Raw genomic sequence first — 20,297 nt, 5'->3', positions numbered from 1 at the left:
ATGGCCAACAAACGGATTGTAGTCATTGATGATGATGATGGCGTACGAGAAATTATTCAGATTTCCCTCGAAGCAGCAGCAGGATGGGACGTAATACCCGCTTCGTCAGGTCAAGAGGGCATAGAACAGGCCGCTTCTCAACAGCCGGATGCCATTCTTTTAGATATGATGATGCCCGGTATGGATGGTAAGGCCACCTATCAAGCCCTACAAGCCAATCCCTTGACCCAAAACATTCCCACCATTCTCCTCACAGCCAAGGCCAAAAATAGTGAAAAACAGCAGTTTATTGAAGATTTAGGGGTTACTGGGGTGATTACTAAACCCTTTGATGCCATGGGGTTAGTGCAACAAATTTGTTCGCTTCTCAATTGGTCAGAAATATAGCCCTCGGTACTAGGCAGTCAGCAGTCGAGAGCCATACAATCTTCTTCCCATCCCTGCGCCTCCCCATCCCCCTAACTATCTGAAGAATTGTTAAGTTTTATCCCCTGTACAAACAGAATCACAAAATCCTCACATTTGTCTCTTAAAGTTTTGGAGCATGGATCAAATCAGAGGTCTAAACACTGATGGGCGATAGATTGTGGAGTTAAGAGAGTGATGCATCCTAAAATTCTACTCATTGAACAAACTGGAGAGCTTCAGAAGTTGCTCCATAACATTTCAGAATTGAAAGCCTTTAACTTCATTTCCACCAGTGAGCCTCCCTTAGCTTTACAGTTGTGCGATTATCTATCCCCTCATCTCATTGTTGATCCTTGAATTACCCCAGAGGAGAAGACCTCATGTTAGAAATCAATTGTCCTTGTTGCTCCTACCCATTACTCAGACATATTCGATCTACAGGAATGTATTGGTATTGTACTCACTGTCATCAAGAAATGCCCGTTGGTTTGAGTTGCCCCTTCGAGATCGATCTCTCATTCACTTCTCCCTTGATTGAGGAGTGGATCGGGGAGAAACATCAAAACATGTTGGTTGTGAGTGCATAAATCCAAACGACTTGTTTATTGTTTTACTATTGTTTCACTAAGGAGGATTCATCAATGTTATATCCCCAAACCTTGGATAGAAAAAACTGGATGTTGTGTTACTACAAAAACGACAGTCATTCCGTTCAAATCTTAAAAATCGATAACGCAGAAAATTGGTACTTTGAACGGCTCGTTGATCCAGAAGAACGATTGGTTTTTGAAGCTCCAGAAATGGCCCAACTCCAAATTCACTATCAATTCACCAGTGACTATCACAGGGTAGAAATTATTCCGTGCGATCAAATTCGAGTCCGATATGGGTTAGAGTCAGAACCGGTTGGGAAATCTAGCTTAAAAGTGGTTTCAATTAATCGTAGTGCTTAAAATAATTGATTGTTTTTAGTTAAAAGGCCCGCCTAAAATCACTTTTGCCAGGGCATTAATGACATCGCTTGCCGATTCTTGACTCAAAGAATCATACCAGTTTCGAGTCACCGTCATCTCCTTTCCATAAATAGTATCCGTGCGCTTTCTTGCCTTCAAAACTAATTCTGCTGTCCGAGTTTTGCGGGCGACTTCATAGCGTTTTAAAGCATCCGCAACACTGATATTAGTGGTGACTAAATAGCGACATAAAACTGCCGCATCCTCCATCGCTTGACAACCCCCTTGACCTAAAGTCGGGGTGGTTGCATGTCCCGCATCTCCAAGTAGAGCAATCCGTCCTTTAACTAAAGTCTTTAAGGGATTTAGGTCATGAATCTCTAAGCGATTTGTGGCTAAAGGATTCAGGGTTTGAATTAAAGTTTGTACCGGATTTGCCCATCCTCGGAAAATATCTGCCAATTCCTGTTGGCGATTTTCCGGTGTAACCCCTGTCCCTTTTTCCATGGGACAACCAAAGAAAAAATAAAACCGCTCTCCTCCTATCGGCATCAGGGAAGCGCGTTTACCTTCTCCTACATAAATTACCCAGCAATCTGGATCGATTTCTTGTGCTTCTGCCTCGACTATACCATTCCAATTTACATATCCTGCATATCGAGGCTCACTGCTCTCTCCTGTCACCAGCGGACGAATCATGGAGTGAATCCCATCAGCAGCAATTAACAGATCTCCACGAGTGGTTCTGCCATCTTCAAAACTGGCAGTTACGCCATTTTCATCTTCAGCAACACTCACACAGTTACAATTGAGCGTTACATTTTCTTCTCCTACAGTTTGCAATAATAACGCTTGTAACTCTGTCCGGGAAACGGGATAGGGGCGCTGTCCCACTTGGGCAATTAAGGGATGTAAATCAATGGCATTGAATAGGGTATCCTGGTGGGAGCGATACTCCATCCGATTCATCCTTCCACCAATTTTGATCATCTCTTCTGCCAACCCTAATGAATTGAGAACCTTAATCCCATTTGACCATAAGGAAATTCCTGCACCGGCTGGGCAAAATTCTCGCACCCTATCATAGATTTCAATTTCATATCCGGCTTTTTTGAGGGCAATTCCGGTAGTTAATCCACCGATTCCTCCGCCGATAATAATTGCTTTGAGATCGTACATAATATTAATTCACCATTAATCATTAACCCTGCCCATTACCAGCGCGTAGCGCACGATATCGACTCAGGGCAATTAAGGGAAAATATTGGGCGTAAAAGTGGTATTTGATATAGAAGTGGCAGGGGAAACCGGTTCCGGTAAATTCGGCTTCTTCCCATTGTCCATTGGGCAGTTGGGAGGAGAGTAAATAGTTAATTCCCCATTCTAAGGTATCCCAGGGAAAGGTTCCCGTGGCTTCTCCGGCCGCTAATAATCCGATTAATGCCCAAGCTGTTTGGGAGGGGGTGCTAGTGCCGATGCCTTTTAAGCTGGGGTCATGATAACTGCGGCAGGTTTCGCCCCATCCTCCATCGGCATTTTGGCAGGAAATGAGCCAGTTGGCGGCTTTGGTAATGTGGGTTTTATGGTTATCTGGAGCAATGAGGGCGAGGGCAGAAAGTACGCCACTGGTTCCATAAATGTAGTTTACGCCCCAACGGCCAAACCAACAGCCTTCGGGTTCTTGTTCTTGTTGGAGATAGGTTAAGGCTTTGCGGGTGCGCTCACTTCGACTTTGCTCAGTGAACTGTGTTGAGAGCTGCTCAGAATGGGGTTTTAATTCGCCGAGCATTTCTAGGACTCTGGCGGTGACATCGGCGGTGTTGGGATCAATCATGGCTTTGAGGTCTGCGTAGGGGAGACTATTTAACCAATCTTGATCGTTATCGATGTCAAAGGCTGCCCATCCACCACCCTGACATTGCATGGTCATAATCCAGTTTACACAACGGGCGATCGCGCCCCATTTTTTTTCTTCGTCGGGTAGCTCTAACCCGATTAAACTCATGACTGCTGCGGCCGCATCGTCGAGATCGGGGTAAAATTGGTTGTCAAACTCGAATGACCAACCGCCGGGTTTACCGACTCTGTTTTTAATAGCCCAATCTCCATAGGCTAACACCTGTTTATCGAGTAACCATTCTCCTCCTTTAACAAGTGCGGGATGGTTAGGTGCTAATCCCGATTCTACCAGGGCGCGTAATACCCAAATGGTATCCCAAACGGGGGAAACACAGGCTTGGGTGCTATAGATGTCTTCGGTTTCGATACAAAATCGGTCTACGGCGGCTAATCCCTGTTGCACAAAGGGGTCGCGGAGGCTGTACCCTAGACAGTGGAGGGCGAGCATGGAGTTGAGCATGGCGGGAATAATGCCACCCCAGTCTCCACTGGGTTCTTGGCGCTCTAATACCCAGCGCTCGGCGGCTTGGAGTCCTTCCTGACGAAAGGGCACCCAATCTAATTCTTCTGCGAGTTTAAATCCTTGGTCAAACCAGACAAAGATATCGGTCCAATCTTGGTTTTGGGGGAGTTCATAGCGGACGTTGTGGATACCTTCGCTGTAGAGTTCATTCAGGTTAAAGTCGGGGGTAATGCGATAGACGGGGCGGCGATCGCATACAATAATTAGAGGAACGGTGCTACTTCTAGCCCAACTGGACAGTTCATAGATATTGAACCAAAATTCATTGGGCAAGAGCATCACCCAGGGGGGAATAGATGGCACGCCGCGCCAGTCATAACATCCCAATAGGGCCAGATGAATCTTAGTAAAAATGCGGCTTTTGCTGATGCCTCCCTTTTGCAGAATTAGGGTTTTGGCTTTTTGCAATGCGGGGTCAGATGCAGGTACACCAAGCAGTCTGAGCGCCATGTATGCTTCGACGGAGGTACTTAGGTCGCCCCCATCTCCATAATATAGTTCCCAGCCGCCATGGTCTCGTTGTTGCGATCGCAGATAAGCTTCAGTTTTATGCAGCGGCCGGGTTTTGTCTGTTCCCCAAATTTTATGCAACATGACCATCTCTGCGGTGATGGTAATATTCGATTCGAGTTCCGCCCACCAGTACCCTTGGGGATATTGTTGAGAAAGGAGATAGGTTTGACTGTTTCTAATTGCCTCTTCGAGGGTAACAGAAGGCTTGGAATTGATAGCTGTTTGGCTTGACATGGGCATTGAGTATGGCGATCGCAGAGTCATTCTACCGCAACTGCTGCTGATTCACAAAACTAAAATCGAAGTCATAAATTGTTACACGATACTGGTTTTGGGTATGCTAAACTAAAGCACATCCGTGCGATCGGTAGTTTGATTTTCTGTTCTCTTCATAAAAATCATTTTAACTATCATGACTCATTCAGCACCCAACCCCCAGGCACAAACTTCTCCAACGATTCAAGAGCATAATCTTGATGAAACCCAAGCTGTTTCATCCCCCGAAACGAGAGGAGAAAATAATACTGAGAATGAATCTCCAAAAAGGGATAACGAATACTAAGCTTATAGGTACTGACTTGACAGAGGTTAAGTATGACCAAACTATGGAGGTAAACGGTGCAAAGTTTATTAATAATCCAGGAATATCTGAGGAATTAGAAAGCTTTCTAATCGAAAAAGGAGCCAGGAAAGGTTATATTTAGGCTAGAATTGGCTACCCATTTTGATTTTTAATGGATATGACTTCTCCAACCAGTAAACACGGTCTTATTAGTCGGGTACTTTCTCCTGCCTTACAACTGTGGCTCAAATCCCAAGCTGAAGATATCCAAGATTTGCATCTGAGTATTGATGCCGGCGATCGCCAAATTCTATCAGGTCTCATTCCCCACGTTGCCGTCCAAGCCAGTCAAGCCACCTACCAAGGACTCCATCTCAGTCAAATCGATCTCGAAGCTCAAACCATTCACACCAACTTACCCCAAGTTCTGCGGCGCAAACCCCTACGTTTGCTCGAACCCATCCTCGTCACGGGACAACTGCAAATTACGGCCCAAGAACTGCGGAACTCTCTGATTCCTGACGGTTTGCTCTCCCAAGGACTCACTGAATTGTTGCGAGAACTCCTCAAGGCGAGTGGAGCAGATGGAGAGCGCCTTCTAGCCACGTCTGTACCCCAGTGGCACAGCATCATCCTCGGCTGTAGCCAACTGACTCTCAGTGCTACCTGGCCCCAACCCGACGATCTTCAAGCTAGTCTGAATATAGATAGCTCTCTAGAACTGGTTGAAGGCCATCTACTGCGCTTTCATCCCCTAACCATTCAAGCTCCAGATGGACTATTTCCTAATCCATTAAATAGTCTAGAAATAGAGTTAGGGACTGAGGTTGCCCTTCAACAGCTCTACCTCAGTCCCGAAAAAGTTTTCTGTATGGGTCAAATTACCGTTCTTCCCTAACTCCCTGGGGACAACAGGGGCAAAAGCAAAGTAACAAAATAATACACTAAAGGCGCAGTAAATACATAACTATCGGCCCGATCCAGAATGCCACCATGACCAGGAAGTAGCTCGCCAGAATTCTTAATTCCCGCATCCCGTTTCATCATCGACTCAGTTAAATCACCAAGCAAGCTGGCAATACCAATCATTAAACCCAAGGTTAACCCAGTGAATTCCCAGTAGGGCCAATGGAGGAAATATGCCCCACCCATAGCCACAATGATACTACCAATCACCCCACAAACAGCTCCTTCAACAGTCTTTTTAGGGCTAATTTGCGAGAGTCGAGTGCGCCCCCATAACTTCCCAAACGCATAAGCGCCAATATCGGCAGCCCAGATACAGACGAACGACAATAGGGTTAACTTAAAGCCCATGGGCACCTCCTGCCAAGCAGGCCAATGATTGGGAAGGGCTAAACTCCATTGCAAACTAGAGGTTTCGCCCATGGAGCGCAACCTGACCCAATAACTGGGCAAATAGCCACAATAGAATAAGCCTAAAATAGAAGAGGCAATATCGGCGATCGTCGCTAACTTCGGTTGAAAGAGTAAATAAAAACAAATCAACGTACCGGCAACCGGTACAACTGCATCGGCTAAAGAAGACGAAATCGTACAGATGACCAACAAAATCTGGGTAATGACCACAGTAGTCTTGGCGGCTGGGAGAATGCCCTTCGCCCGCACCATTTGAAAATATTCCCATTGACCGAGATAAACGATAATCCCAAATCCCAGAGTAAAATACCAGCCCCCCAAGAATGTGACCGATAGGGCAATGGGAATGGCCACTAAACCCGTGATTACACGAGTCCAAGGGAATGTAGAATTGGGGTGTTGAGGAGATAATGAAGAGTTTCCGGACATTAGCAAGGTTAAGAAGATTTAAGAAATCCTTTAGGACATTATAATCTATACGCCAGGATCGGGGATAGTGGAGATAGGGCGAATAATGAGGAAACCCAGAAATTGGAAAAGATTGAGTACCATAATCTAGAGAATCGACACATTAGTGGCTGGAACAAATTCTCCGATCCAGGAAGAGTCTTCCTTAAATATCTACCTCCACCCTCCCTACTATTGAGCCTCCTTGTCACCCCTTAAGTGTTCAAAGACAATGGTTAAGGGATTCGTTCGGAGATTCAACAGAACATTTTTGATCCATTCTTTACCACAAAGATTGGTCAAGAGACGAGATTGCGATTATTCGGTTAATGACAGCGCTTTGTGATGTTGTGAAGTACAATATCAAACTCTTAAAGCCATGTACCACAACCCTATTATCTATGGACTACCGTGAAGGGCTATATCGTACTATTCAGAAACATCAAGGAATATACACGTGAGTTCCGAACTTAGAAGAGAGAGTATAATCACTCTCTTTAGATCTTTTTTAAGAAGGTAAGAAAATCTGGGATAGGGGTAACTTTATGATGAATTCTGTCCCTTTTCCCACTATAGATGAAAACATCAAATGTCCTGCATGTTTCTCAGTAATAATTTTATAACTAATTGATAATCCCAGTCCTGTTCCTTTGCCAATGGGCTTGGTCGTAAAAAATGGATCGAATAGTCGGGAATGTAATTCAGCAGGAATACCGGGGCCATTATCTATGATTTTGATGGCAATCCAGTCCCGATCTTCTTGAGACGTTTCAATGACAATGGTAGGTGATTGCTCTTCTTTCTTCTGTGCAGTAAAGTGTTCCTCTAAAGCATCGATTCCATTACTCAAAATATTCATAAAAACTTGATTAAGCTGACCGGCATAACATTGAATTGGAGGAATAGAACCATATTGTTTGACAATTTTGATCTCTGGTCGTTGACCTTGAGCTTTGATACGACTATTCAAAATCATTAATGTACTATCTATACCGAGATGAATGTCTACGGCTTTGACTTCTGATTCGTCTAACCGAGAAAAATTCCGTAATGATAAAATTATTTGTTTCAACCGTTGTGTCCCTATCTGCATAGAATCTAACAAGCTGGGTAAATCTTCAGCAAGAAAATCCAAATCGATATCTTCTATCATAGCTTGGATATTTTCACTGGGTTCAGAATGTTCTTTTTGATATTCACACACCAAATTAAAAATATCTTCAAAATATGTTTTTGCATATTGTACATTCCCATAAATAAAATTAACTGGATTATTGATTTCATGGGCAACTCCTGCCACTAATCGTCCTAAACTGGACATTTTTTCGGTTTGTACTAATTGCAGTTGAGCCTGTTGTAATTCTTGTAATAACTCTTCTAACTCCTTATTTTTAGTGTCAACATTTAATTGAGTCCATGTGGCAATTGATAAGTACATCACTAACGAACCAGTTCCCAATAAACCTAAGGCCAGTACACTTGCAGCTCGCCAATTCAACAGGGAATGAGGGGAAGCGGGCAAGACGAGCAGGGAAAGTTCCTGTCGATCCATATTCATTGAACGAATACAGAATTGCCATTGAGATTGATAGGGACAGGGGTTAGACTCTCGCCATGTCCCCAATCCAGACTCTAGTTTGCTTAACTGTGCTACATCTGGAGATTGGGTGAGGGTTTCGTTGTCAGATTTATAGGCCATTAAAAATCCTTCACTGGCACTGACCCTCGTTTTATTTAAAGCTGAATCTAACTGATCTTCGGGTAGGCCATAGATATAAAAATCGATGTTGTTTAGATTGAGGTTGTAAAGTGCTGCTTCTAGCCAAGTTTGCAATTCGTATAAGCCAAATACCGCTCCTTGAAATACCTCATTCTCATCGAAGACTGGATAGTAAATGAGAAAGCCTGGCTGGCCATTTTCTAGGGTGACTAATGGAGTGGTCACGCTCAGTTCCAAATATTCTGCCCGATCTAAGGCCTGCAACCGTTTGAGATCGGCTGCTGCGTCGGAGCCAAGATAGTCTTGCAGTTCATCTAAAGGCTCGATATATGTGGTTGGAAAGTGAATGGTACGATCGCCGGCTGCAACCCGATCGCCGCGATCGCTTAATTCGACGATCTCGTAGAATTGCTGCTCATAGCTCTGCCGTTGTTGAGCTTCCACTCTTTTTGCCCAGCCTAGCCCCAACAAACCATCATAGTAGGGCAACAAGGTTTGAGAAAAATTTTGAAATTCTTTCTGATTTACTTCTGAACTAGCATTAAAAAAAGCACCCATAGAGCGAGTTAATTGGGTATAGCTATCTAACTTGCTTTGTAGCTCAGTGACTAAAATGGTCGATTGTTGCTCAAACTTCTCTAAACCTTTAGTCACTTCCCATCGGTACACCAGTATGCTGGCTGTAATTGAAATAGCAATCCCAATAAAACCGACAATACCGGTTGCTTTGTAATGTTTGAAGAAGTACAACAAAGTTTTTAGCACTATTAAAAAATAATCTCAATAAAAGCGGTAATTTTCTCATTATAGTTCCCTAGTTGAGTTTTGTCCCTCAGAAAGTTAAGAAAAATGGAAGGAGCTTTTCACCTTTCCTTGAGTAGTCCATAAATAGTGTGATTTAATTACTTTCTGTCCATATTTGGGACTTGACAAAATGTACATTATATATGACTTTCACCCTTGAGTAATGAGTAAGATGAACTTTTAGACTTGATTTATCGTCTTTTGGAAATATAGAGACAATACCTGAATTCTGTCTTCCTGAAGTCCAAGGGAATGGGATGAATAGTGAATTAGGTCTTCAGACCATAGCTGAGTTTCTATAGAACTCCCCGCTCAATGGGGTGAAGGAGAAGGTTATCATGTTCAACAATCGTAGAATTGTACCGATCGCGATCGTATTCTGTTTAGGGATGAATCCTCTTTATAGCGATGGGTCCGATTATCCCCTTTCGTCCAAGCAACCCCTGGACTCTTTTTCGGCTTCAGACCAGAGTCAGCCGAATCGAATCAAACCCTTGGTCAATCCAGAAGCCAGAGATCAACGGGGAGGACGAGGGGATTGTACCTGGTTAGGATGTTAGCCCAATTGCCTATTTTCTATTCTCTAGCGCGTCACCATACATAAACTTATGACTTTAGATTTAGGGCGATTTTACCAAGCCTGCAATCCATCTGCACCATTAGACTTGGGCGATCCTGACAATAGCCGCTATTATATTGATTTTTCTTCTGTGCGGGGGGGCAAAATTGTCAAAGCCTTGGGTCGTACCATTATCACCCTATCCCCCGATCGCCCCACGTGCCAACTGTTCACCGGCCATATTGGATGCGGAAAATCCACCGAACTATTGCGCTTAAAAGCCTTGCTAGAGGAACAAAACTTCGAGGTGGTCTACTTTGAGTCCTCTGAAGACCTAGATATGGGCGATATTGACATTACCGATATTTTATTGGCGATCGCCCGTCAAGTCAGCGAACATTTACAGCAACGCTCTATCGAACTGCAACCGCGCACGTTCAAAACCCTGCTCAAAGACGCGGTAGACTTTCTGCAAACGCCCATTGACTTAAGCGCCGAAGCATCCATTCCTGGAGTAGGAGACATCAGCGCCAACAGTAGCGGCGAACTAGAATTCTCCCTTCCCCTCGGTATTGCCAAAATCACCGCCAAAACCAAAGAAAGTCAAAAATTGCGCCATCGTCTTCGCAACTATCTCGAACCCCGCACCGCCAGTATTTTAGAAGCCATCAACCAAGAACTCCTGCAAGTCGCCACAGCGCAACTCAAGCGTCAGGGGAAAAAAGGATTAGTCGTCATTATCGATAACCTCGACCGGGTACATAATCAAGCAGGGCCTACTGGACGACTCTTACCTGAATATCTATTCATTGACCGAGGTGCGCAACTGCGTCAACTCGACTGTCATCTCGTCTATACGATTCCCCTCTCCCTGATTTTTTCCAGTGAATGCGAAACCCTAAAAAACCGCCTTGGAGGAGGAATTACTCCCAAAGTTCTCCCCATGGTTCCGGTGAAAACCCGCACTGGAGAACCCTTCCCCAAAGGGATGCAACTCTTGCAGCATATGGTCTTAACCCGTGCATTTCCCGATCGCCCCTTAGAAGAGCAACAGGCCTGTATTTTAGAACTCTTTGACCACCCCGATACCTTAGATAGGCTCTGTGAAGTCAGTGGGGGTCACATGCGAAACCTCTTGGGAATGCTCTTTAGTTGTCTGCAACAAGAAGACCCGCCCTTTTCACGGGATATACTAGAGACAGTCATTCGAGACCGTCGGGATTATTTAACCACCTCGATTAACGATGAGATATGGGAACTCTTGTATCGAGTGGTCAATCAGCAAAGCGTACAAGGAGACCTAGAGTACTTGACCCTATTACGCAGTATGTTTGTCTTTGAGTACCGAGATGCTGAAGGCTCTTGGTTTGCCCTCAATCCCGCCCTATACGAGCATCAAAAGTTCAAGCAATGGTTAGCACAGAACAACAGTGGGAAGATTGCGACTTCATAGAGAATGAACGGGCCCTCAAACAGTTGGCCCGAGCTATTTCCCTGTCTCAAGGGCAATTTTCCTTAATTTTAGTACGCTGTAACTATGTCCAATTGCGAGAAAAGGTATTAAAGCAGCTATCGGAGGTATTGAAGGCGCGATCGCCAAAAATAACGGATGAAATTCCCCCATTTCGATGCTTGCAATTATCCCCAGACATTAACCATTTATATCACACGGTTAAAGCTGATTTTGCCCTAACTAAAGATCGACCCTCTGCATTATTGGTCTTAGGTCTAGAATCCGTCATTAACTTAGAAGATATCTTAATTTCCACCAATGTTATCCGGGATGAATTTCGCAAACAACTCAACTGTCCCCTCGTTTTATGGGTCAACGATCGCCTACTCCATCAATTTTTGCAACTTGCACCCGATTTTGCCAACTTTGCCGCTAATCCCATCTCCTTCGATCTGACCACCGAAGCGCTCTCTACCCTGATTATCCAGAAAGCACAAACCTTACTCGACAATCTCTTAAGTCGCGAGCATAAACAACTGCTCGCATTTCCCCTGTCTTTTATTTCTCCCAAACAGGGTGGATGCGGCCAACATCGTGCAGAATTAGAATTTGCGCTCTCTACCCTGGAGCGCCGAGAAACTGTATTTGATGACAGTTTAGAAGCAAGAGTAGCGATTCTTTTAGGTCACGATCGATTGATGCAAGGGCAGATTGAAGGCGCGATCGATTCTTATCAAACTGCATTAAATTATGAACAACAGTTATCCCCTCAGCCCAATTTAGAGCATCAAGGCCTATTGCTCTTCTATCTAGGACTTTGTTCCTTTTATCCCGCCCAAGAAAACCCAGAAAATCAGCAATTATGGGAACAGGCGTGGCATTATTTCTATCAGGCTATACAGTGCTTTCAAGATGCTGAACGGCAAGATTTAATGGCGCAAATGACGGGACAAGTCAGTGATGTACTGCAACATTTACAAGCCTGGGAAACTCTTGTAGAGTTTACCCAAAAGTCTCTTGATTTGCATCAGCAGTATGGTTTACCCATTCAGTTAGCTCTCGATTATGGTTTTTTAGGAAAACTCGCCCTAGAACAGGGAAAGTTGGAAATAGCCCGCGAGCAATTAAAGCAGTGTTTGGCAATTTTAGACTCAGCAGCAGACCCACCTATTGACCAAGATTTCCCGCCTTTACCACAAGGATTATATCCTCTCCTCTGGTCTCAGTTATTTCAATTACAATTAGTCCAATGTTTGCGTCATTTGAAGCACTATCAACAGGCGTATCAGACGTTAGCAGCAGCGAAACATAAACTAGAATATGCCATTACCCAAAGCAATGCTCGCCATGATCCACACCGGTATTTACGCTTATTGAAAGGGCTGCGATCGCTCTATTTTGATGAACAGTGTTATCGAGAAGCCTTTTTACTCAAACAAGAACAGCGCTCAGTCCAGTCCCAGTATGGATTACGTCCCTTTGTGGGGGCAGCCCAATTAAGACCCGCTCAACAGGCCTTAAATCCCCTCTTGGCTAATCGCATAGAAACTGATGCACAGGTTGGGGAAGTCGCTGAAGCGATTTCTACCTCTAACCGTCAAAAAGATGTGCAAAACCTCCTTTATCGGATTAGTCGTCCGGATTATAAAATAACGGTGATTCATGGCCCTTCTGGAGTAGGAAAAAGTTCGATTGTCAGCGCAGGATTAGTGCCCACGTTGCATCGAACCACTCTAGGAGATCAAATTCCAGTTCCGGTCGTTATGCGCGTATATTCCGATTGGATAGTCAATTTGGGAAAAGCCCTCAATCAATCCTTAAAACACTTTCAATTTACACCGAGAGAAATCTCAGATTATACCCCAGAAGCTTATCTACAAATCTTCGACCAAACTGCCGATCAAAGTGGCTTGACAGTACTCATTTTTGACCAGTTTGAAGAATTTTTCTTTGTTTGTACTGAGCCTGAAAAGCGACAACGCTTTTATCAGTTTTTAGAACAGTGCATCAATCAAGCAGGGCTGAAAATTATTTTCTCAATTCGGGAAGATTACTTGCATCATCTGTTAGAAATTGAACAAAATATATCCTTGGAGGCGATCGCCTGTAATTTACTCGATAAAAGTAATCGCTATGCTTTGGGCAATTTTTCCAAAGTACATACCTTTGAAGTGATTAAAAATTTGACTCAGAAGACTCAATTTGAACTGGATGATGATTTGATTGAGGCTTTAGTCAATGATTTATCAGTCGGAACCAATGAAGTCAGACCAATTGAATTACAAATTGTTGGCTCTCAACTTCAAGAGCTTAACATTACCACACTAGAGCAATATCTTCAAGTCGAATCTAAGCACAAATTAGTCGAGAATTTTTTAGAGTCTGTGATTGCAGATTGTGGAGAAAAGAACGAGTATCATGCCCGAAAAGTAGTTTACACTTTTATCGATGAAGATGACAATCGTCCATTAAAAACAAAATCCGAAATTTTAGCCCAAATGGGTTCCGATCTTGCTCCAGAAACCCTAGAGCTAATTTTAGATATTTTCTTTGGATCGGGCTTAATCTATCCGATTCCCGAACAACCCGAACCTCGGTATCAGTTGGTTCATGATTATCTGGTTGAGTTTATCCAAAGTCAGAAACAACAGGCTATTCACCAGGAGCGATCGCAACTTCAGGAAGAAAACGACCAAAATCAAAAAGAAATTGAAGCCTTACGGGATGAAAATCTTCTCATTTCTCAAATCGCTGAAGAGCGCTATAAGGTAGTACAACAGGATTTGGAAGATTATATCCCTAATTCCAATCATTCTACGTCCGAATCAGAATCTATAGACCAGGAGAAAAAACGCTTATCGAAAGGAAAACTCGTTCTGGAAAACTTGCGGCAAGAAAAAACATTATTAACCGCATTAGCCCAAGCAAAAGCGAAACATAAAAAAAGTGAACGACAGCGAAAGTTGATTTTAAATTTGCTCTTAGTGGGTGCGGGCTTTTTTATCGTAGGATTAGCGGGATTTGCCTGGAATGGGGTGATTAATCAGATTAAAACATTAGGGACATCTTCTGAAGCTTTAGTAGGACTGAATAATGAAATTGAAGGTTTAACCACCGGACTGAAGGCGGGAGAACAAATTAAAAGTACGCCATTTTTGCCTAAATCAGTGTCCGATACAATTGAGAAAACCCTATCCTATGCAGTTTATAGAATTAGTGAAGAAAATCGCTTAGAGGGGCATAAAGATGGGGTTTATGCTGCCACTTTTAGCCCCGATGGTAAACTAATTGCAACCGCAGGGGAAGACCGCACCATTCGCATCTGGGATGAGCAAGGCAAGCCTGGTTTCACGATTCCCGGTCATCAAGATATTATTACCAGTTTGGTGTTTCTGGAGGATGGAAAATGGTTAGCCTCTGGCAGTTGGGATCATAGTATTAAACTGTGGAATTTAGGCAAGTTTCCTGATTTAGGCAAGGTGGCAAACTTAGATCGGATAGAATATGTGGAATTAAAAGGTCATAGGGATCAAGTTATTGCTCTCGCTGCTCATCAAGACCCGAAGAATCCTTTGATTGCTTCAGCGAGTCGAGATAAAACCGTAAAAGTCTGGCGTAAAGATGGCTCGGAAGTGGTTACTTTATCCCATGATTTTCCTGTTTTAAGTGTGGTATTTTCTCCCGATGGTCAGTTGGTTGCCACGGCTAGTTTTGACGGCAAGATTCGCTTTTGGAGTTTGGATGGCTCGTTAGTGAAAACTTTTGTGGGCGAGCCAGAAGTGCAAGAAATATATAGCATGAGTTGGTCAGAAAGGGGACTTTTGGCGACTGCCGGTCAGGTCGTTGATGAGGAAACAGGACAGAAAAAAGGGACGGTAAGTTTTTGGACTGAGGAGGGCTTTCTTAAGCAAATTGAAGCCCATGAAGATACTGTTTTAGATGTACGATTTAGTCCGAATGGGAAACAGTTTGTGACGGCAAGTAAGGATAAGACTATTAAAATTTGGGGGGGGTTGGATAATAACAGTTTGCAAAAAACCTTAATTGGTCATACCCATTGGGTTCCCAAGGTGGGGTTTAGTCCTGATGGGAGTCGCATTGTTTCGGCTAGTTTGGATAAGTCGGTGAAGGTGTGGCGCTTGAATAAGTCCCTGATGGAGGTCTGGGATGGGGGTGGGCCGCTGAATGGGGTGAGTGTGAGTGGGAGTAAAATTGCTACGATCGGGGATTATGGCATGATTACGTTATGGCAACCGGATGGGACGGTGCTAAAGTCCTGGAAGGGTCATGAGGGACAGGTTTGGGGGGTTGACTTTACGCCAGATGGTCAACAGTTGGTGACGGCAGGGGACGATCGCCAAGTCAAGGTTTGGAACCTAAAAGGTGAGCTGCTGCAAACGTTGGAGGGTCATCGGGATGTGGTTCTCAGTGTCAGCGTCAGTCCCGATGGAAAGTATATTGCTTCGGGAAGTAAGGATTATCGGGTGAAGTTATGGCGCACAGATGGGACGTTATTGAAAACTTTATTCACGGATAGTTCTGCTATTAATTGGGTCAGTTTTAGCCTCAATGGTCAGCTTGTGGCTGCGGCAAGCGATGAGGGACGAGTAAAATTATGGCGCACGGATGGCACTCAGGTGGGAACTCTGCGACATCGAGCTGGGGTGTGGGGGGTAACGTTTTCTCCTGATGGTCAGGCGATCGCCACTGCCAGTTATGATAGCCGAGTCAAACTCTGGAACCGACAGGGACAACTCTTGGGTGAACCCCTGGAACATGAGGGAAACACAGTCACCAGTGTTGCCTTTAGTCCTGATGGAGAACAGTTAGCATCCGCCAGCCACAACACCATTCGCCTCTGGCGCAAAGATGGAACCTTATTGCATGTGCTGACTGCAAGTTCCCATCGTTCGATTAATGGACTCAGTTTTACCTCCGATGGCAAAACCCTAATTTCTGTCGGTGGAGATGGACAAGTCACCCTATGGCATCTAGATCAATTGGAACTCGACCAGCTCTTAGAAACCGGGTGTCAATGGTTACAAGGGTATTTGGAGAACAATCCCACGGGTCAAAAAGAGAGACTGTCTGTGTGTGATTGATTCTAACTCTCTTCTGATGCAACACTTTATCCTTACGCGACAAATACAGTTTAAAGCGATCGCACGTCATTCGCTGCTTCTAGTATAGGCGATCGCTCCCCCACAGCTCAGAAAGAGGCGAAGCCCTTGTACAACTCAATACACTTCATCATGGCTACCCATATCAATAAATACAGCAGTTTCCTCTTCTGTAAAGTAAAATAAGACTCGCTCATCATAATCGACACTGAAACTCCACAAATCTTTCAGTTTTCCAGATAATTTATGGGTTCTCAAGCTTGGAGTAAAGGGATCGATTACAAATTCTTCCAATTTTTGCCAAAATCTAGCTTCTAAATCAGGATTTCCCTTGATCCGTTTTTTAAAGGCACGCTTGAAGGAGGAACTAAAACTAACCTCCATCCCTATTGCTCAATCATTTGTTTGAGTTCGCTAATACTTGAGGAAAACTTGAGTTCCCCACGTTGTTCTTCTTGCTGTGCTAATTTAAAATTTTCAGTGATGAGATCGCGACGCTCTTCACGGATATACTGTTGCAGTAAGAGTTGCATTTCCTCTTTTTCATCCGTAGAGAGTTGTTTAACCACTTCGACAACATCATTAAAGGTCATTTTCTAGGGAACCTCAAAAAACTAATGTTCTAGTCAGATAGAGTAGGTGAGATCGCACATCATTCGCTGCTTCTAGTATAGGCGATCTCTGTCGCAAACTCTAGAGAGAGGCTATCCCCTCCTTTGTGCAGCAGCAGTTTAACTACAATACAGTAAAACTTAATACTAAATTTAGATATCTGTCCATTTCCAATTCTATATGCTACAATTAGGCTACATCCTGTAAACACTTATCATTTTATCAATTTTTATGGGTAGTACAACAAATCAGCACTATGTCCCTCGCTTTTATTTGAAAAAATTTAGTAACTTATCTAGTGGAAAATACAAAATATATTTGTTCGATAAATTTAGAGTGAAGGAAAATATACATTTTAGTAACATAAAAAATGTAGCCACATCTAATGGATTTTATGACTTCCCCATAGAATCTGAAAAGTTTTTTGATGACCACAATATTCATCCAGAAACATTAAGTGACATTGTAAATTTATCAGTAGGTAGAAAAGAATTTGACAGGTATTTAACAAAATATGAAGTTAAAATGCAATCAATATACAACGCTTTTGAGAATAGAGTTTCTGATATTTTGCAATCTAATAATATTTCTCAAAAAAACAAAATAATTAACAAAAGAGATAAGCAAAGATGGTCTCAGGTTTTGTCCACCCAATATCTAAGAACACCTGCATTTAGAAAAGCAATACAAGAAATAAAATTAAAAACAGATCGTTGGCATGAAGATCAGTTTTTTGCGGAACGTCAAGCAAGTGAAATATTAAAAATAATTATTTTTAATATTTCAATATATTATCCTCATATTCCGGTAAGTTCACTTAAATTAGCGTCAGAGATGTCTGTTATTACAGTACTTTCAATGCAACATAAACTACATAATGAACAAATCGCTTTAAGTCACTATGGAACTTTCCAAAAACGAGTTGGCGATCTATCAAAAATTCTTCAAAGACATAAGTGGTCACTTGGAATTAATCAAACAGACATTCCATTTTATATCTCAGACAATCCTGTGGCAAGGAGTCCTTACTCCGCAGGCTATGGATCGGAGGGAGTAGAAATTCTATTCCCTCTAAACCCTAAGTTTATTTTAATCTTGAGAGACAAAAAACATCCAAAAGCTACTGAGCATGACGGGAAGATAGTAACTTTAAGTACAAGTGAGATCTTAGCATATAACGCAGCTCAAGTTTATTGCAGTGAACGATTTGTCTACTGTCAAAAAAATGAATTTGAACTTGCCAAGCAAATATGCATAGAAAACCCCGAAATTTGTTCTGATGCAAAAGATAGAGTCAAGATTGTATATGAAATCCCTAAGTATGACTGAAGGGATTATAAAAGAAATTGGTGAATTAGAGTTAGATGCTTGATTGAAACAAGCGCAAATCGCTATAAATCTGACGATAGTGCAGAGAAGCCGGGTTTCTTCGAGAAACCCGGCTTCTGGATTATCGCCTAAACCCTGGCTTCTTCCTTCACTAACTTCTCCCAACCCAAATCCTTGAGATTATGGTTCCGGCGCAGGGGACGGGTGACCAACTCCAGGATGTCGCGAGTGTTCGTAAAGCCGTGGATTTGAGCAAACGTAAACTCAACTGACCACTTCGTATTAATTCCCCGTGCTTCCATTGGGTTCGCGTGAGCCATTCCGGTAATGACCAAATCCGGTTTCAGCTCGTAAATCCGTTGGATTTGATTGTAATTATCCGGTTTTTCCACAATATTCGGCAACGGCGCTCCCATCTCTTGACAGGTTTTTTCCAGTAGTGCTAATTCCGCTCCTTGATAGCGCTTATCCATGTAGGGAATGCCGATTTCATGGACAATCATGCCGCAGCGAATCAGGAACCGGGCTTGGGAAATTTCTAATAAATTATCGCCCATGAAAAAGACCGATTTACCGCGCACCAATTGCAGATAATCTTCTACACTTTCCCAGATTTGCTGCTCCCGTTCTGCTAATCCTTTGGGTTCGATATTAAAGACGGAACAAATCTTTTCAATCCACGCTCTGGTTCCATCCGGGCCGATGGGGAAGGGTGCGCCAATTAACTTACACTTGCGCCGACGCATTAAAGTTGTGGCAGTGCGGGATAAAAATGGGTTGACTCCAGAGACATAATAGCCTTCTTCTAATACCGGTAATTCGGTATAGCGCTTCGCGGGTAACCATCCGGAAACTTTGATTCCATGGCGCTTTAATTCTAGGGTCAATTGGGTGACAATGGGGTCGGGAACCGAACCAAATAAAACCAGAGGCGGATGGTCAACATATTCTGATTCTTCTTGAGCTACGTCTTCCTTTTTCTTGCCAAACGTGAGGAGGCGTTGAATGGCGTTGCGCTCTTCTTTTTCTTCTGGTTGTTCCACGGTTTTCGGACAACGAGCAGCCATGGCTGCAAGTACCGTATCTTCTCCTTGGGTGAAGGCGTAGTCTAAACCATTGGCGCGAGCAACGACGATGGGAATGCCAATTTCCGCTTCGAGTTTGGGCGCGAGACCTTCCAAGTCCATTTTGATGATTTCGGTGGTACAAGTCCCGATCCATACAATAACAGAGGGATTGCGATCGCGCTTAATTTGTTCGCACAACCGCTTCAATTCCTCATAATCGTTCAACTTAGCCGAAATATCGCCCTCCTCTAACTCCGCCATCGCATAGCGAGGTTCCGCGAAAATCATTACCCCCATGGCATTTTGCAGAAAATAACCACAAGTTTTCGTACCAATCACCAGAAAGAAACTATCTTCAATCTTCTGGTATAACCAGGCAACACAGCTAATCGGACAAAACGTATGATAATTGCCAGTTTCACACTCAAAATTGAGGGCACTGGTTTCCGGTTGTGCAACAGTCATCAGAATAAACCTATTTTTTCAATCGGTTAACATCAAAGATCGTCTTCTCCATCCGGTAACAAACGAGACACGCCCGTTGGTTGCGCTGGAGAAGCAATGGCGGGGGATTCTCCATTGGGGTTTAACTCCCGCTCCGGGTCAAAATTTAAACCCAACACATCCACTAAGGCATCTTCATCCGCATTGAGCTTGAAGAACGGAACCATCAAATTGCCCAATTTCGGTTCTAGGGCATTCACCACCCCTAAAATCAGGGAAGAAGCCGGTCTGCGTCCCCCATCCGGCGTTTTGTTGGACTTCACTTCCATTTGCAGAAGCAACCAAGCTTTATTGGCTTGAAAGTAATCCAGCCATTTTTGGCGAATGGAAGCGGTAAAGTTATCGAAAAAAGCCATACTCACAGCAGTCAATCCAATAGCAAGGGTTTCGTTGAGCCATGATACTGTTTTTCCGGCCGAACTGGGGAAGTTGGGGTGGGATAGG

Annotated in this window: 16 protein-coding genes; 8 read left to right on the top strand and 8 right to left on the bottom strand. The window is 43.5% G+C overall.

Features of this window, described 5'->3' with window-relative positions; genetic code table 11:
* Window positions 1–387: a response regulator gene (locus AC3A14_RS14745; protein WP_318702067.1), complete on the top strand. Its 387-nt coding sequence runs from the start codon at window positions 1–3 to the stop codon at window positions 385–387.
* Window positions 388–1,049: 662 nt separating this feature from the next.
* Window positions 1,050–1,361, top strand: a complete 312-nt coding sequence (locus AC3A14_RS14740) for a DUF1830 domain-containing protein (protein ID WP_318702066.1) — start codon at window positions 1,050–1,052, stop codon at window positions 1,359–1,361.
* Window positions 1,362–1,376: 15 nt separating this feature from the next.
* On the opposite strand, the gene hpxO is transcribed toward AC3A14_RS14740, so the two are convergent.
* Window positions 1,377–2,540, bottom strand: coding sequence for an FAD-dependent urate hydroxylase HpxO (gene hpxO / locus AC3A14_RS14735; RefSeq protein ID WP_318735150.1), 1,164 nt, complete (start codon window positions 2,538–2,540; stop codon window positions 1,377–1,379).
* A gap of 22 nt (window positions 2,541–2,562) precedes the next feature.
* Window positions 2,563–4,530: a squalene--hopene cyclase gene (shc, locus tag AC3A14_RS14730; RefSeq protein WP_318735148.1), complete on the bottom strand. Its 1,968-nt coding sequence runs from the start codon at window positions 4,528–4,530 to the stop codon at window positions 2,563–2,565.
* A gap of 178 nt (window positions 4,531–4,708) precedes the next feature.
* Between shc and AC3A14_RS14725 the strand changes: the two genes are divergently transcribed.
* Window positions 4,709–4,858 (top strand): hypothetical protein, encoded by a 150-nt coding sequence (locus AC3A14_RS14725; RefSeq protein ID WP_318736329.1) that lies wholly within the window; start codon window positions 4,709–4,711, stop codon window positions 4,856–4,858.
* A 178-nt stretch (window positions 4,859–5,036) separates the two neighbouring features.
* The gene (locus AC3A14_RS14720; RefSeq protein ID WP_318734543.1) at window positions 5,037–5,756 is read left to right on the top strand and encodes an LmeA family phospholipid-binding protein; all 720 of its coding nucleotides are present in this window, start codon (window positions 5,037–5,039) and stop codon (window positions 5,754–5,756) included.
* Here AC3A14_RS14720 and AC3A14_RS14715 read toward each other — a convergent pair.
* Together AC3A14_RS14715 and AC3A14_RS14710 are read right to left on the bottom strand one after the other, a co-directional pair.
* Window positions 5,753–6,667 (bottom strand): phosphatidate cytidylyltransferase, encoded by a 915-nt coding sequence (locus AC3A14_RS14715; RefSeq protein WP_318734545.1) that lies wholly within the window; start codon window positions 6,665–6,667, stop codon window positions 5,753–5,755. The genes AC3A14_RS14720 and AC3A14_RS14715 overlap by 4 nt on opposite strands.
* 526 nt (window positions 6,668–7,193) lie before the next feature.
* Window positions 7,194–9,158, bottom strand: coding sequence for a CHASE domain-containing protein (locus tag AC3A14_RS14710; protein WP_487779043.1), 1,965 nt, complete (start codon window positions 9,156–9,158; stop codon window positions 7,194–7,196).
* 389 nt (window positions 9,159–9,547) lie between these two features.
* Between AC3A14_RS14710 and AC3A14_RS14705 the strand changes: the two genes are divergently transcribed.
* The 3 genes from AC3A14_RS14705 to AC3A14_RS14695 are packed head-to-tail and all read left to right on the top strand — an operon-like array spanning window position 9,548 to window position 16,323.
* On the top strand, window positions 9,548–9,769 hold the full coding sequence (locus AC3A14_RS14705) for a hypothetical protein (protein WP_318734552.1): 222 nt from the start codon (window positions 9,548–9,550) through the stop codon (window positions 9,767–9,769).
* 48 nt (window positions 9,770–9,817) lie between these two features.
* Window positions 9,818–11,221 carry a P-loop NTPase fold protein gene (locus AC3A14_RS14700; RefSeq protein WP_318734555.1) on the top strand — a complete coding sequence of 468 codons (1,404 nt, stop codon included), beginning with the start codon at window positions 9,818–9,820 and terminating at the stop codon, window positions 11,219–11,221.
* Window positions 11,179–16,323 carry an nSTAND1 domain-containing NTPase gene (locus AC3A14_RS14695; RefSeq protein WP_318734558.1) on the top strand — a complete coding sequence of 1,715 codons (5,145 nt, stop codon included), beginning with the start codon at window positions 11,179–11,181 and terminating at the stop codon, window positions 16,321–16,323. Before AC3A14_RS14700 ends, AC3A14_RS14695 begins: the two co-directional genes overlap by 43 nt.
* 135 nt (window positions 16,324–16,458) lie before the next feature.
* Here the strand turns inward: AC3A14_RS14695 and AC3A14_RS14690 are convergent, their stop codons facing one another.
* Both AC3A14_RS14690 and AC3A14_RS14685 read right to left on the bottom strand, forming a co-directional pair.
* The gene (locus tag AC3A14_RS14690) at window positions 16,459–16,725 is read right to left on the bottom strand and encodes a type II toxin-antitoxin system RelE/ParE family toxin (protein WP_318702056.1); all 267 of its coding nucleotides are present in this window, start codon (window positions 16,723–16,725) and stop codon (window positions 16,459–16,461) included.
* Window positions 16,726–16,727: 2 nt separating this feature from the next.
* The gene (locus AC3A14_RS14685) at window positions 16,728–16,934 is read right to left on the bottom strand and encodes a hypothetical protein (protein ID WP_318702055.1); all 207 of its coding nucleotides are present in this window, start codon (window positions 16,932–16,934) and stop codon (window positions 16,728–16,730) included.
* A gap of 250 nt (window positions 16,935–17,184) precedes the next feature.
* Here AC3A14_RS14685 and AC3A14_RS14680 point away from each other — a divergent pair, with 250 nt between their 5' ends.
* On the top strand, window positions 17,185–18,282 hold the full coding sequence (locus AC3A14_RS14680; RefSeq protein WP_318734560.1) for a DUF4238 domain-containing protein: 1,098 nt from the start codon (window positions 17,185–17,187) through the stop codon (window positions 18,280–18,282).
* Window positions 18,283–18,410: 128 nt separating this feature from the next.
* Here AC3A14_RS14680 and AC3A14_RS14675 read toward each other — a convergent pair whose 3' ends face one another.
* Window positions 18,411–19,814, bottom strand: coding sequence for a ferredoxin:protochlorophyllide reductase (ATP-dependent) subunit N (locus AC3A14_RS14675; protein WP_318734563.1), 1,404 nt, complete (start codon window positions 19,812–19,814; stop codon window positions 18,411–18,413).
* 32 nt (window positions 19,815–19,846) lie between these two features.
* Window positions 19,847–20,297, bottom strand: a 451-nt coding sequence (locus tag AC3A14_RS14670; RefSeq protein WP_318734565.1) for a DUF5331 domain-containing protein, incomplete at its 5' end; no start/stop codon positions are given.

Source organism: Roseofilum sp. (assembly GCF_982964205.1).
This window is presented reverse-complemented; position numbering and strand designations above follow the sequence as displayed.